General features: G+C 68.6%; 12 protein-coding genes and 3 tRNA genes. 9 read left to right on the top strand and 6 right to left on the bottom strand.

Annotation, left to right across the window (positions count from 1 at the left end):
* Position 1: 1 nt before the first annotated feature.
* The 3 genes from hisA to hisB all read right to left on the bottom strand — a co-directional run bounded on the left by hisA (position 2) and on the right by hisB (position 2,109).
* The gene (hisA, locus tag ACRYRV_RS07000) at positions 2-751 is read right to left on the bottom strand and encodes a 1-(5-phosphoribosyl)-5-[(5-phosphoribosylamino)methylideneamino]imidazole-4-carboxamide isomerase (RefSeq protein WP_444985550.1); all 750 of its coding nucleotides are present in this window, start codon (positions 749-751) and stop codon (positions 2-4) included.
* A gap of 82 nt (positions 752-833) precedes the next feature.
* Entirely contained in the window at positions 834-1,475 is a 642-nt protein-coding gene (hisH, locus tag ACRYRV_RS06995; RefSeq protein ID WP_444985551.1) for an imidazole glycerol phosphate synthase subunit HisH, read from the bottom strand.
* A 40-nt stretch (positions 1,476-1,515) separates the two neighbouring features.
* Positions 1,516-2,109, bottom strand: a complete 594-nt coding sequence (hisB, locus tag ACRYRV_RS06990; RefSeq protein WP_253447917.1) for an imidazoleglycerol-phosphate dehydratase HisB — start codon at positions 2,107-2,109, stop codon at positions 1,516-1,518.
* A gap of 191 nt (positions 2,110-2,300) precedes the next feature.
* Between hisB and ACRYRV_RS06985 the strand changes: the two genes are divergently transcribed.
* From ACRYRV_RS06985 to ACRYRV_RS06945, 9 genes are all read left to right on the top strand, one after another.
* Positions 2,301-2,750, top strand: a complete 450-nt coding sequence (locus ACRYRV_RS06985; RefSeq protein ID WP_444985552.1) for an acetyl-CoA sensor PanZ family protein — start codon at positions 2,301-2,303, stop codon at positions 2,748-2,750.
* Entirely contained in the window at positions 2,747-5,098 is a 2,352-nt protein-coding gene (locus tag ACRYRV_RS06980; RefSeq protein WP_444985553.1) for an AsmA family protein, read from the top strand. The genes ACRYRV_RS06985 and ACRYRV_RS06980 overlap by 4 nt, the downstream gene beginning before the upstream one ends.
* 79 nt (positions 5,099-5,177) lie before the next feature.
* Positions 5,178-6,266: an A/G-specific adenine glycosylase gene (gene mutY, locus ACRYRV_RS06975; RefSeq protein WP_444985554.1), complete on the top strand. Its 1,089-nt coding sequence runs from the start codon at positions 5,178-5,180 to the stop codon at positions 6,264-6,266.
* A 50-nt stretch (positions 6,267-6,316) separates the two neighbouring features.
* Entirely contained in the window at positions 6,317-6,592 is a 276-nt protein-coding gene (locus tag ACRYRV_RS06970) for an oxidative damage protection protein (RefSeq protein WP_299312393.1), read from the top strand.
* An 87-nt stretch (positions 6,593-6,679) separates the two neighbouring features.
* Positions 6,680-6,755, top strand: a tRNA-Phe gene (locus tag ACRYRV_RS06965).
* A gap of 6 nt (positions 6,756-6,761) precedes the next feature.
* Positions 6,762-6,836 (top strand) — tRNA-Gln (locus tag ACRYRV_RS06960).
* A gap of 89 nt (positions 6,837-6,925) precedes the next feature.
* Positions 6,926-7,001 (top strand) — tRNA-Thr (locus ACRYRV_RS06955).
* Positions 7,002-7,213: 212 nt separating this feature from the next.
* On the top strand, positions 7,214-8,212 hold the full coding sequence (gene thpD, locus ACRYRV_RS06950) for an ectoine hydroxylase (RefSeq protein WP_309636824.1): 999 nt from the start codon (positions 7,214-7,216) through the stop codon (positions 8,210-8,212).
* A gap of 105 nt (positions 8,213-8,317) precedes the next feature.
* Complete coding sequence (locus ACRYRV_RS06945; protein WP_309636825.1) at positions 8,318-8,983, top strand: fumarylacetoacetate hydrolase family protein; 666 nt, start codon at positions 8,318-8,320, stop codon at positions 8,981-8,983.
* 68 nt (positions 8,984-9,051) lie between these two features.
* On the opposite strand, the gene speA is transcribed toward ACRYRV_RS06945, so the two are convergent.
* From speA to ACRYRV_RS06930, 3 genes are all read right to left on the bottom strand, one after another.
* Complete coding sequence (gene speA, locus ACRYRV_RS06940) at positions 9,052-10,962, bottom strand: biosynthetic arginine decarboxylase (RefSeq protein ID WP_374711058.1); 1,911 nt, start codon at positions 10,960-10,962, stop codon at positions 9,052-9,054.
* A gap of 8 nt (positions 10,963-10,970) precedes the next feature.
* Entirely contained in the window at positions 10,971-11,930 is a 960-nt protein-coding gene (locus tag ACRYRV_RS06935) for a homoserine kinase (RefSeq protein ID WP_444985555.1), read from the bottom strand.
* Between the two features lie 114 nt (positions 11,931-12,044).
* Entirely contained in the window at positions 12,045-12,329 is a 285-nt protein-coding gene (locus ACRYRV_RS06930; RefSeq protein ID WP_253448134.1) for a DUF2782 domain-containing protein, read from the bottom strand.
* Positions 12,330-12,485: the final 156 nt, after the last annotated feature.

The raw sequence follows: 12,485 nt of genomic DNA, 5'->3' as shown, positions 1-12,485 counted from the left end.
CTCAGGCTCCTTTCGCGGCGGTGAGTTCATCGCAGAGCCGCTGCCCTTCGGCGACATCCAGGCTGCCCTCATAGATGGCTCGGCCGGTGATGGCGCCCAGGATGCCGGGCTCGCCGGCGGCCACCAGGGCGCGCAGGTCGTCGAGGTTGGTGACGCCGCCGGAGGCGATCACCGGCAGGCCGCCGTCCCGGGCCAGGGCCGCGGTGGCCTCCACGTTGACGCCGTTCATCATGCCGTCTCGGGCGATATCGGTGTAGACGATGCTGGAGACGCCGTCGTCGGCGAAGCGCTTGGCGAGAGCCACGGCCTTCACCTGGGAGACCTCGGCCCAGCCGTCGGTGGCCACGAAGCCGTCATGGGCATCCAGGCCGACGATCACATGGCCCGGGAAGGCGCGGCACATCTCGCCGACGAAGGCGGGCTCCTTGACCGCCTTGGTGCCGATGATCACATAGGAGACGCCGGCGGCCAGGTAGTGCTCGATGGTCTCGGCGGAGCGGATGCCACCGCCGATCTGGATCGGCAGCTCGGGAAAGCGGCGGGCGATGGCGGTGACCGCCTCGCCGTTGACCGGCTTGCCCTCGAAGGCGCCGTTGAGATCCACCAGATGCAGGCGGCGGGCGCCGGCCTTCACCCAGCGCTCGGCCATGGCCACGGGGTCGTCGCCGTAGGTGGTGGCCTCGTCCATGCGGCCCTGCTTCAGGCGCACGCACTGGCCGTCCTTGAGATCGATGGCGGGAATCACCAGCATGTCCAGCTCCTCTTGGGTGCCTCAGCGGGCCCCGGTTGAAAATTGTGGTCGGGCTCAGGGCGCCCAGGTGACCCGGCGCGGCTCAGGGCGCCCAGGTGACAAAGTTCTCGAGCAGCTTGAGGCCGGCCCGGGAGCTCTTCTCCGGGTGGAACTGCACGGCGAAGGTGGCGTCGCGGCCGATGGCCACGTGGGCCTGCACCCGACCATAGTCGGTGGTGCCGAAGACGGTGGCGTCCTCGGCCGCCTCGACGTAGTAGCTGTGTACGAAGTAGAAGTGCTCATCCTGGTCGATATCGGCCCACAGCGGGTGGTCGCGGTGCTGGTGCACCAGATTCCAGCCCATGTGCGGCACCTTGAGCCGCTGGTCGTGGTCGTCGCGCATCTCGGCGGGGAAACGTTTCACCTGGCCGCCGATGAAGCCCAGGCAGTCGATGCCGCCGTTCTCCTCGCTGCGGTCGAGCAGCATCTGCTGGCCCACGCAGATGCCCAGCAGCGGCTTCTCCTGGCGAGCCAGCAGCTCCTCCACCAGGCCGCGCAGCTCGGTCTTCTCGAGCTCGCCCATGCAGTCCCGGATCGCCCCCTGGCCGGGCAGCACCAGGCGGGTGGCGCCCAGGATGCGGCGGGGGTCGCGGGTCACCACCACGTTCTCGTGGGTGACGTGCTCCAGGGCCTTGGCAACCGAATGCAGGTTGCCCATTCCGTAGTCGATGACGGCGATGGTCATGGGGCGCTTCTCCTGGCGGCGTGGGGCTTGGGGTTCAGGTTCACAGGCAGCCCTTGGTGGAGGGCATCTGGCCGGCCATGCGGGGGTCCTCTTCCAGGGCCATGCGCAGGGCGCGGCCGAAGGCCTTGAAGATGGTTTCCGCCTGGTGGTGGGCATTGAAGCCCTTCAGGTTGTCGATATGCAGGGTGACCATGCCGTGGTTGACGAAGCCCTGGAAGAACTCCCAGAAGAGCTGGGTGTCCAGGCGGCCGATGGCGGCACGGGTGAACTCCACGTCCATGAACAGGCCGGGGCGGCCGGAGAAGTCCACCACCACTCGGGAGAGCGCCTCGTCCAGGGGCACATAGGCGTGGCCGTAGCGGCGGATGCCGCGCTTGTCGCCCACCGCCCGGGCGAAGGCCTGCCCCAGGGTGATGCCGAGGTCTTCGACGGTGTGGTGGTCGTCGATATGCAGGTCGCCCTCGGCCTTGATGTCGAGGTCGATCAGACCGTGGCGGGCCACCTGGTCGAGCATATGATCGAGGAAGGGCACGCCGGTCTCGCAGGCCAGCTTGCCGGTGCCATCGAGGTTGACGGTGACGGTGATCCGGGTCTCCTGGGTGTCACGGCTGACCGTGGCGATACGCTCGGACATTGAGGCTTCTCCAGCGCCTGGGCGCGTGTCGAGGCGGGCCGCTGGAGCAGCGACCCGCAGAAACGGGGGTGGCGGCGGGCCTCACCCGCGGCCGCAAAACCGCCATTATAGAGAATCGCCGACCCCATCCGCTACAATGCACCCAATGCGCGGTGGCGACCCTCGCCGCCCCGGCCCAGGGAGACCCATCTATGCCGGTGACTCTTCACCCCGTCGACCGAGCCGCCTGGGAAGCGGACGCCCAGGCGCGGCTCGACCTGTCCCGCATCTATGCCGATGCCCCCCCCGAGCGTCTGCCCGCCTCCGCGGACGCCTTTATCGAGGAGCATCTGGGGGAGGGCGGCTGTTTCCTCTGCGCGCGCTTCAACGACCGCCTGATCGGCGCCGTGGCCCAGCGGGATGACGGTGAGGCCTGGTGGCTATCGCACTTCTGCATTCGCAAGCCGACCCGGCGCCGCGGCGTTGGCACCCGGCTGCTGACCCTGGTGGGGCAGTCGGCCCATGGGGCGGGCAGGCCGCTGCGTGCCGAGCTGGATCAGCTGCGTATGGCCGACCAGGTGCTGCTGGTGCGCCTGGGCTACCGGCTCGAGCAGCGCGATGGCTTCCATGAGCTGCACTTGCCCGAGGGGTGTCAGCGATGAAGCGTGTGCTGAGTACCCTGCTGGCCGCCATCGGCATCCTTGCCGTGCTGGCCGTGGCCGCCGTGGTCTATGTCACCACCTTCTTCGACCCCGAGGATCTCAAGCCGCGACTGATCGAGGTGGTGCGCGAGCAGAGCGGCCTGGAGCTGGTGCTGGAGGGCCCCCTGACCTGGTCCTTCTACCCGCGGCTAGGCGTCGGGGTCGAGAAGGCCGATGCCTGGCTGCCCGACCAGGCGGTGAGCGAAGAGGCCTCTTTCGTGGCCTTTCGCCGTGCCGAGGTGAGCCTGGCCTTCGCCCCCCTGCTGCGGGGTGAGGTCGCCATCGATGGCATGACCCTGGAGGGCATGCGCCTGAACCTCGAGCGCGACGAGACGGGCCGTGGCAACTGGGAAACCCTGATGGAGCGCCTGGCCGAGCGCAGCGAGGCCGCCGAGGAGGTGCTGGCCCCGGCCAGCGCCACGACCGGGCCGGTGCCGGATGTCCAGAGTGGCCTGCGGGTGGCGCTCAATATCGCCAGCGTACAGGTGCGCGATGGGGAGGTGAGCTATCGGGACCTGGGGGCAGACCAGGAGCTGCGCCTGGAGAACCTGGCGGTGACCGGCAGCAACGTCAATCCGCGTAACGCCTTCCCGCTGCGCGCCAGCTTCCGCCTGGTCCGCTACGACGACCTGGAGTGGCAGGCCGAGGAGTTGCCCCCGCGCCTGGCCAGCGATGTCACCCTCGAGGGGCGGGCCACCCTGGGCCTGGCAGAGCGCCGCTACCTGCTCGACGGGCTCTCCCTGACCACGGCCAGCCGGCTGGCGGCAGTGGAGGGGGAGCAGAAGCTGAACCTGCAGGGCAGCCAGCTGCGCCTGGACGCTCTGGAGCGCCGCCTGCACCTCGAGGACGGTCGCCTGGAGTCCACGCTGCGCCATCCGGCGCTGGGCAGCGCGCCGCTGCCGCTCTCCATGACCTTCGCCCTGGAGGCCGACCTTCAGGAAGAGACCGCTCGCCTGCGCGACCTCGAGCTGAGCGGCGAACATGGCCTGAGGCTGAGCGGCAACCTCAATGTCAGTCAGCTGCTGGAGGCCCCCGCCTATGATGGTCAGGTGCGCCTGGCCCCCTTCTCGCTGCGCCCCTGGCTCGACCGGTTCGACAGTCTGCCGACGACCGCCGACGCCGAGGCGCTCACCGACGTGGCGCTGACCAGCTCCCTGCAGGGTGATCTGTCGCGGCTCGAGCTGCCTGGCCTGACCCTGATCCTGGACGGCAGCACCTTTACCGGGCGCCTGGCGGCGGGTCTGGACGGCCATGCCCTCGACTTCGACCTGCAGGGGGACCGCCTGGACCTGGACGCCTACCTGCCGTCGACACCGCCCGCCGACGCGCGCGCCTCCACCGGCCTGCCCACCATTGCCAGGGCCCATGCCCAGGAGCCGGGCAACCTGGTGCCGGCGGAGTGGCTCGCCGAGCTGGCGCTGAGGGGCGAGTTGCGGCTGGGCTTGCTGGGGCTCGGAGGGCTCGAGTTCCGCGACGTCGACCTGGCCCTGGAGGGGGGCGACGGCCGCCAGCGCCTCAGTCGCTTCGAGGCCGGCTTCTACGAGGGCAGCCTGGCCGCCAGCGGCGAGCTTGACCTGACCCGCGACCCGATCCGCTGGCAGCTCGAGCCGCGCATCGAGCGGGTGCGTGCCGATGAGCTGCTCGAGGCGCTGGGCGACGAGAAGGCCCCGCTGCGCGGGCGCTTCTCCGCCGAGGGTGAGCTGACCTCCCGGGGTAATACCTGGCCCGCGCTCAAGCGCCATCTAGATGGCCGCGTCGAGTCTCGTATCGACGACGGCGCCATTTTTGACGTCAACGTCTCCCGGGAGCTGTGCACCGCGGTGGCGGCCCTGGAGGGGCGCGAGACCACCCGCGACTGGCATCCGGATACCCGCTTCGATGAGGCCGGCGCCACCTTCGTCATCCGCGACGGCACCCTCAACAGCGATGATCTGCTGGTGCGCATTCCGGGTATCGAGCTGGGGGGCGAGGGCTGGCTGGATCTCACCAGCGAACGCTTCGAGCTGCTGGCTGCGGCACGCATCGTCGACACCGCCGATGCGGCCTGCCGGGTCAACCCGCGGCTCGAGCGGCTTCCCTTCCCGGTGCGCTGCGAGGGGAGCCTCTCCGGCGAGCGCAGCGAGTGGTGCCGCTTCGACCGCGCGGCCTTCCAGTCCGCCATCGGCGAGGCGCTGCGCGACGAGCTGGGAAGCCGGGCCGGCGAGGAGCTGGAGCGTCGCCTCGAGGGCACCCTTGAGCGCCTCGATGAGCGGGTCGGCGAGGGTGCCGGCCGGGAACTCCGCGACGCCCTGCGCGGTCTCTTGAATTGAGCAACGTCAGTCCCTGCGCCGGCATCCCTGTCGGCGCTTTTTTATGCCCGTCCGCTTTTCCACACAGGAGGGAGCCCCGATGACGGAAGCACCAGCCCCGGTGCTGCCCGCCGCCGCTTTCCAGCGGCGCCTGCTGGAGTGGTTCGACGACCACGGCCGCCACGACCTGCCCTGGCAGCAGGCGCGCACCCCCTATCGGGTGTGGGTCTCGGAGATCATGCTGCAACAGACCCAGGTCACCACCGTGATCCCCTACTTCGAGCGCTTTATGGCTCGGTTTCCTGATGTTGCCGCTCTGGCAGAAGCAGAGCAGGACGAGGTGCTGCACCTCTGGACGGGGCTCGGCTACTACGCCCGGGGGCGCAATCTGCACAAGGCGGCCCGGGCCATCGTCGCCGAGCACGGCGGCGAACTGCCCGTCGAGGTCGAGGCCCTGGCGGCGCTGCCCGGGATCGGGCGCTCCACCGCCGGGGCCATCGTGGCCCAGAGCAGTGGGGAGCGGGCGGTGATCCTCGATGGCAACGTCAAGCGCAGTCTCTCCCGGCTGCATGCCGTGGCAGGGTGGCCGGGTCGCCCGGCGGTGGAGCGCCGGCTCTGGGCCCTGGCCGAGCACTATACGCCCCATGAGCGGCTCCCCGACTACACCCAGGCGATGATGGACCTGGGCGCCACCCTCTGCCGGCGGGGTACGCCGGAGTGTCGCCGCTGCCCCTTCGCCGATGTCTGCGTGGCCCATGCCCGGGGCGAGGAGCGCCGTTTTCCCGAGTCGAAGCCGAAGAAGGCGCTGCCGACCCGCGTCACGCGGATGCTGATGCTGCGCGACGGCCAGGGCCGCGTGCTGCTGGAGCAGCGACCGGCCAGCGGCCTGTGGGGCGGGCTCTGGAGCCTGCCGCAGTTTGACGACGAGGCGGCGCTGCAGGCCTGGCTCGACGTGCATGCGCCGGCCAGCCGCCTGGAGGCCCCGCGGCCCGCCTTTACCCACGTCTTCAGTCACTTCCGGCTGGAGATCACCCCCCAGCTGGCCCGGATCGAGCGACTCGATGCGGTGGGCGAGGCGCGCCGCTGGTACGATCCGGAGAGTCCCGATGCCATCGGCCTGGCGGCGCCCGTCAAGGCGCTGCTGTCCGAGCTGCGCACCTTCTCCCTGAGCGCCCCGCCGGGGCCCTGATACCCGCACGCCACAGCGTATGCCACTGCAGACCACAAGGAGACCTTCCCATGAGTCAGACCGTCCACTGCCGCAAGTACCAGCGCGAGCTCGAGGCGCTGCCGTTTCCGCCCCTGCCCGGCAAGAAGGGCCAGGAGATCCAGGCCAGCGTGTCGAAGCAGGCCTGGGAGGAGTGGCAGGCCCTGCAGACCCGCCTGATCAACGAGAAGCACCTCAACATGCTCGACCCCGCCTCCCGGGAGTATCTGATGGACCAGATGGAGCGCTTCCTCGACAACCGCGAGACCGACCAGGCCGAAGGCTATGTGCCTCGGGAGGAGGGCTGAATCACCGCCGTTGGCCCGGCCATCTTTTTGAAAGCCAAGGGGTTGACGCGGAACGCCAGCTGAGGTTTAATACGCACCGTTGGCAGCGGCCAGATAGCTCAGTTGGTAGAGCAGGGGATTGAAAATCCCCGTGTCGGGGGTTCGATTCCCTCTCTGGCCACCACACTGCTGGGGTATCGCCAAGTGGTAAGGCACCGGTTTTTGGTATCGGCATTCCCAGGTTCGAATCCTGGTACCCCAGCCATCGCCAACCTTGATTCTGAAAGGCCGTGGACTCGAGTTCACGGTCTTTCTCGCTGAAGAAGATTGTGCTGTGTTGCAGGTCGTGCCTTTGCCGGCATAGCTCAGTTGGTAGAGCAACTGACTTGTAATCAGTAGGTCCCGGGTTCGACTCCTGGTGCCGGCACCATTGCAAACAGTATGATACAGCGATATTTCAGCCGCCCTCGAGGCGGTTTTTTGTGCTTGTCTTGTGCTTGCCGGACGGCAGTCGGCGAGCCTTGAAAAGTGCCAGGCCCATCCCGATATGACTTTCGCGGCTCCTTGCCTGGGGTCGCCCGCGGCTGTCTCGCCGTCGGAATGCTTGCTGAAACTGATCACGGACACACAGGAGGTGATTGGATGTCAGTCAAGACGTCTGACCGTATGCTGCATGAAACCGTTTCCCATCAGGCCGTTGTCGACTCGCCCGACCCCCAGAGCCGGGTCCGGAGCGCGCCTCGCCCCGGCCAGGACCCCTATCCTACTCGTCTGAGCGAGCCCCTGGACATGCCCTGGCTCAGCCGCCGCGAGGCGGTGGTCAAGGGGGGCGCCGACGACGGTCCCCTGAGCCAGGCGCAGCTCGACGAGTTCGATCGCAAGGGCTTTCTCTTCGAGCCCGACTTCATCAGCGGAGAGGAGCTCGACGAGCTGCGCCAGGAGCTTGCCGCGCTGCTGGAGCGCGATGACTTCCGGGGGCGTGACTTCGCCATTACCGAACCCTCGGGCAGCGAGATTCGCTCGCTCTTCGCGGTCCACTGCCTCTCCGAGCGGCTCGGTAAGCTGGCCCGGGATGCGCGGCTGGTGGGGCGTGCCCGTCAGATCCTCGGCGGCGAGCCCTATGTGCACCAGTCGCGCATCAACTACAAGCCCGGCTTCGAGGGCAAGGGCTTCAACTGGCACTCCGACTTCGAGACCTGGCACGCCGAGGACGGCATGCCCGCCATGCATGCGGTGAGCGCCTCCATCGTGCTCACCGACAACCACCACTTCAACGGCCCCCTGATGCTGATTCCCGGTTCCCACCGGGTCTTCGTGCCCTGCCTGGGCGAGACGCCGGATGGCAACCATCGCCAGTCGCTGAAGCAGCAGGAGCTCGGCGTGCCGAGCCGAGAGGCGCTCAGTGCCCTGGTGGAGCGCCACGGCATCGAGGCGCCCACCGGGGCCGCCGGCGGCCTGCTGCTGTTCGACTGCAACGTGCTGCACGGCTCCAATGCCAACATGTCCCCGGATCCGCGCAGCAACGTCTTCTTCGTCTACAACCGGCGTGACAACCGCTGCGTGGCGCCCTTCGCGGCGCGTCGGCGGCGCCCGGAGTTCCTGGCCCATGAGCCTGACGAGGCCTGGGCGCCGGCGGGCTGAGGCAATCTGCCCGGCCGCCGGAGGTGGTACGGGGCGCACGGTGCGGTAGACTGTGTGGCTTGTCGCCGAGATGCGGCACGCAAAACGAGAAGGAGAAGACCCGCCATGCGCTTTGTTCCACGTTTTACCGATGGCCAGGAGTTTCCCCACGCGCTCGGCAAGATAGTCTGCATTGGCCGCAACTATGCCGATCATGCCAGGGAGCTCGACAACCCGGTGCCCAGCGAGCCGCTGCTCTTCATCAAGCCGGCCACCTGTGCCGTGCCGCTGGAGGAGCCCATCGATGCGCCTTTCTCCCGGGGCGAGGTGCACTACGAGACCGAGCTGGCACTGCTGATCGGCGAGGAACTCTCCCACGCCACCGCGGATGAGGCCGAGCGTGCCATCGTGGGCATCGGCCTGGGGCTTGACCTGACCCTGCGGGACCTCCAGACCCGCCTCAAGGAGAAGGGCTACCCCTGGGAGACAGCCAAGGCCTTCGATGGCGCCTGCCCGCTGTCGGTCTTCCTGCCGCTCTCCCAGGTGCCCAACTGGAGCGCGCTCTCCTTTGCCCTGGAGATCGACGGTGAGCCGCGCCAGCGCGGCGAGGGCGCCGACATGCTCTTTCCGGTGCCGACCCTGGTGGCGGAGATGAGCCGCCACTTCACCCTGCAGCCGGGGGACGTGGTGCTGACCGGCACGCCGGCGGGAGTGGGGCCGCTGCCCCGCGGTGCCGAGCTGCACTTTACCCTGACCGGCGGCCTGGAGGTCACCACCCGCGTGGTGGAGTAGCGCGCAGGTCCCGAATGCAAGACGCCCCGCATCAAGCGGGGCGTCTTGCGTTCAGGATGCCGGGCAGGCTACTCCAGATAGGTGTAGCCGGAGAGCCCCTCCGAAAGGTCGTCGAGGAAGCGCTGCTGTTCGGCTTCCTCCAGGCCGCTGGCGGCCAGCTGCTCGGCCAGGTTGTTGCGCAGCACCTCGGCATCGAAGTTGACGTAGCTCAGCACGTCGGCCACCCGGTCGCCCTGCTGGATATGGCTGAAGGTCCAGTTGCCCTGCTCGTCGAGCATTGCATCCACCGAGTCGGTGTCACCGAAGAGGTTGTGCAGGTCGCCGAGGATCTCCTGGTAGGCGCCCACCAGGAAGAAGCCCAGCAGCTGCTCGTCGCCCTCCTGCCACTCCGGCAGCGGGAGGGTGGTCTCCACCCCCTGGCCGTCCACGTAGCCGTCGATGCGTCCGTCACTGTCGCAGGTGATGTCCTGGATCACCCCGCGGCGTACCGGCTCCTGGTCGAGGCCGGTCAGGGGCAGCACCGGGAAGATCTGCTGGATGCCCCAGACGTCGGGTACCGACTGGAACAGCGAGAAGTTGACGAACAGCTTGTCGGCGAGCTTCTCGGCCAGCTCGTCATCGATCTCCCGATGGACCCGGTTGCGGGTGTCCAGGCGCGCGCGCAGCCGAGCGCAAGCGGCGAAGTAGACCGCCTCGCCCTCGGCTCGGGCGGTGATGTTGGTGAGTCCCATCACGAAGCGCTCATGGAGGTCGCCCATGGCCTGCACCAGGTCGTGCCACGCCTCCACCAGGCCGCGCTGGTCGGGGGAGTTGCCCAGCAGCTCGTGGACACGCCACAGCTCGTCCACCTGGGGGTCGCCCTCGACCCGCCGCTCAGGGGCGGCGTCGCTGACTCGCTCCTCGCCGATCACGTTGGTGATCAACACCGCATGGTGGGCGGTCAGGGCCCGGCCGGACTCGCTGATCAGGTGGGGCTCCGGCAGGTCCTGCTCCCGACAGGCCAGGCGGAAGGCGTAGACCACGTTGCGGGCATACTCGAGCATGGAGTAGTTGGCCGAACAGAAGCTGCGCGAACGGGTGCCCTCGTAGTCGACCCCCAGGCCGCCGCCCACGTCCACGGTATCCACCGGCGCCCCCAGCTCCACCAGGCTCTGGTAGAAGCGGGCGCACTCGCGCAGGCCGCGCTGGATATCGCGGATATTGGCGATCTGGGAGCCCAGGTGAAAGTGCACCAGCTGCAGGCTGCCCAGGGCGTCGGCCTCGCGCAGCTGCTCCACCACGGCCAGGATCTGGCTGGCGGTGAGGCCGAACTTGGACTTCTCGCCGCCGGTGTTCTGCCAGCGCCCGCGGCCCACGCTGGCCAGGCGGGCGCGCAGGCCGATGCGCGGCTTGACGCCGAGCTCGGCGGCCTCCTCGAGGATCAGCGGCAGCTCCGAGAGCTTCTCCACCACCAGGTAGACCCGGTGGCCGAGCTTCTCGCCCATCAGCGCCAGGCGCACGTACTCGCGGTCCTTGTAGCCGTTGCAGACGATCAGCGAGGGGCCGTCGCCGGAGAGCGCCAGCACGGCGAGCAGCTCCGGCTTGCTGCCGGCCTCCAGGCCCACCCGGTCGCGGCCGCGCTCGGGGGTGGCCAGGATCTCCTCCACCACGCGGCGCTGCTGGTTGACCTTGATGGGGTAGACCGCCGTATAGCCGCCGCCGAACTCCTCTTCCGCCATGGCGGTGTCGAAGGCGGCGCAGAGCTGCTCGACCCGGTCGTGGAGAATGTCGATGAAGCGCACCAGCACCGGCAGGCGCAGGCCGGCACGCTTGAGGTCGGCCACCAGGTCGTCCAGCGGCAGGGCGGGGCCCTCGATCTCGCTGCCCAGGGGGCGCACCAGGGCGTGCCCGGAGTCGTCCACGTCGTAGTAGCCGCTGCCCCACTGGTCGATGTTCCAGATGCGCCGCGCGCGCTTGGCGGGGCTGCCGGCACTGGCCATGGAGAGACTCATGCATTCACCTCCGGAAGGGGTAGGGCGCCGTGTTCGAGGCGTGCCCTGAGAATGGTGCGGAACTGCTCGGGATCATGGGGCGTGAGGTCGTGGGCCGGCGGGTCCACGTAGACCACCAGAAGCCGCGAGAGCCAGTAGCGCAGGGCGGTCATGCGCAGCATCATCGGCCATACCTGGCGCTCGGTGTCGGTCAGGGGGCGGCGCGCCTGGTAGGCGGTGAGGATGGCGTCGTGGCGCTCGGCGTTCAGGCGGCCGTCGGGTTCGGTGGCCCAGTCGTTGATGACGATGGCCAGGTCGAACAGCAGATCACCGGTGCAGCCGTTGTAGAAGTCGATGATACCGCCGAGCCGGTCACCCTCGTAGAGGGTGTTGTCGCGGAAGAGGTCGCCGTGCAGGGTGCCCTGGGGCAGCTCGAGGCTGCCGCCGAAGACCTCCTGGTAGATCTCCACCTCGTCCTTCATCAGGGTCTGGTCCTGCGGTGAGAGGTAGACCAGCACCTTGTGGTGCATCGGCAGCAGCCAGTTGATATCCCGGGGGTTGGGGCGGTGTCCGGGGAAGTGCTTCGAGACCTTGTGCATATGGCCCAGGGCGTCGCCCAGGGCGCGACACTGGGCCAGGTTGGGATCCCTGGGGTGCCGGCCCGGCAGGCGCGGGAAGAGCAGCGCCGGCTTGCCCGCCAGGCGGTGCAGCGCCACGCCTTCACGGTCGTGCAGCGGCCCGGGCACCGGCAGGCGGTGCTCCTCGAGGTAGTCGAGCAGGTCGACGAAGAAGGGCAGCTCGCCGAACTCGCCCTGCTCGAACAGCGTCAGCACCAGGGCGCGCTGGTCGGTGGTGACGAAGAAGGTGCTGTTCTCGGTGCCGGCGGGCACCCCTTCCAGGGAGACCAGCGAGCCAGCGTCGAAGCGTGCCAGAAAGTCCGCGACCTGGGTCTCGGTAAGCGGTGTGAATACGGCCATGTGTCTCTCACCCGGGAATGCCAAGCCGCCTATTGTAGCGACTTGACAGTGCGATGCACGCGTCCGGATTCGGGGCAGGGCGATTGATGAGGATCGAGGGCCCGGGGTGCTGGCTCAGAAGGTCCGCAGGATCCACTGGGGCACGGCGATACGGTCGCCTTCCTGGCGCTCGAAGTTGCCGTCGCCGTCGTGGTCGACCAGGTAGTAGGCGGGGCCACGGGAGGGGCGGATCTCGATGGCATAGAGCTCGCCGTTGATGCGGTACTCGCGGATGGTGCGATCCTCCTCCTGGCGGATGGTGATATCCGGTTCCAGGTCGGCGGAGGACTGGGCCAGGGCGGGGCCAGTGGCGACCAGGGCAAGCCCCAGCAGCAGGGCGGTCAGGGTGCGGCGTGGCATGATGGCCTCCAGGCTGCCTATGGCAGGGTCGATGGGGATATCCGCAGTGTAAGGCGGCGGGCCGCTCCTTGCCCACTGCCGCGGCAAAACCCGTCGGCAATGCGTATCATGGATGACCAGAATCACGCTTCCCCGCACCTTCCGGGTGCCCAGACC

It is taken from the genome of Halomonas mongoliensis, from assembly GCF_052496345.1.
This window is presented reverse-complemented; position numbering and strand designations above follow the sequence as displayed.

What these genes read in the sequence shown, in the direction of transcription:
- hisA (WP_444985550.1), bottom strand. Translation starts at nt 751, where the DNA reads ATGCTGGTGATTCCCGCCATCGATCTCAAGGACGGCCAGTGCGTGCGC.
- hisH (WP_444985551.1), bottom strand. Translation starts at nt 1,475, where the DNA reads ATGACCATCGCCGTCATCGACTACGGAATGGGCAACCTGCATTCGGTT.
- hisB (WP_253447917.1), bottom strand. Translation starts at nt 2,109, where the DNA reads ATGTCCGAGCGTATCGCCACGGTCAGCCGTGACACCCAGGAGACCCGG.
- ACRYRV_RS06985 (WP_444985552.1), top strand. Translation starts at nt 2,301, where the DNA reads ATGCCGGTGACTCTTCACCCCGTCGACCGAGCCGCCTGGGAAGCGGAC.
- ACRYRV_RS06980 (WP_444985553.1), top strand. Translation starts at nt 2,747, where the DNA reads ATGAAGCGTGTGCTGAGTACCCTGCTGGCCGCCATCGGCATCCTTGCC.
- mutY (WP_444985554.1), top strand. Translation starts at nt 5,178, where the DNA reads ATGACGGAAGCACCAGCCCCGGTGCTGCCCGCCGCCGCTTTCCAGCGG.
- ACRYRV_RS06970 (WP_299312393.1), top strand. Translation starts at nt 6,317, where the DNA reads ATGAGTCAGACCGTCCACTGCCGCAAGTACCAGCGCGAGCTCGAGGCG.
- thpD (WP_309636824.1), top strand. Translation starts at nt 7,214, where the DNA reads ATGTCAGTCAAGACGTCTGACCGTATGCTGCATGAAACCGTTTCCCAT.
- ACRYRV_RS06945 (WP_309636825.1), top strand. Translation starts at nt 8,318, where the DNA reads ATGCGCTTTGTTCCACGTTTTACCGATGGCCAGGAGTTTCCCCACGCG.
- speA (WP_374711058.1), bottom strand. Translation starts at nt 10,962, where the DNA reads ATGGCCAGTGCCGGCAGCCCCGCCAAGCGCGCGCGGCGCATCTGGAAC.
- ACRYRV_RS06935 (WP_444985555.1), bottom strand. Translation starts at nt 11,930, where the DNA reads ATGGCCGTATTCACACCGCTTACCGAGACCCAGGTCGCGGACTTTCTG.
- ACRYRV_RS06930 (WP_253448134.1), bottom strand. Translation starts at nt 12,329, where the DNA reads ATGCCACGCCGCACCCTGACCGCCCTGCTGCTGGGGCTTGCCCTGGTC.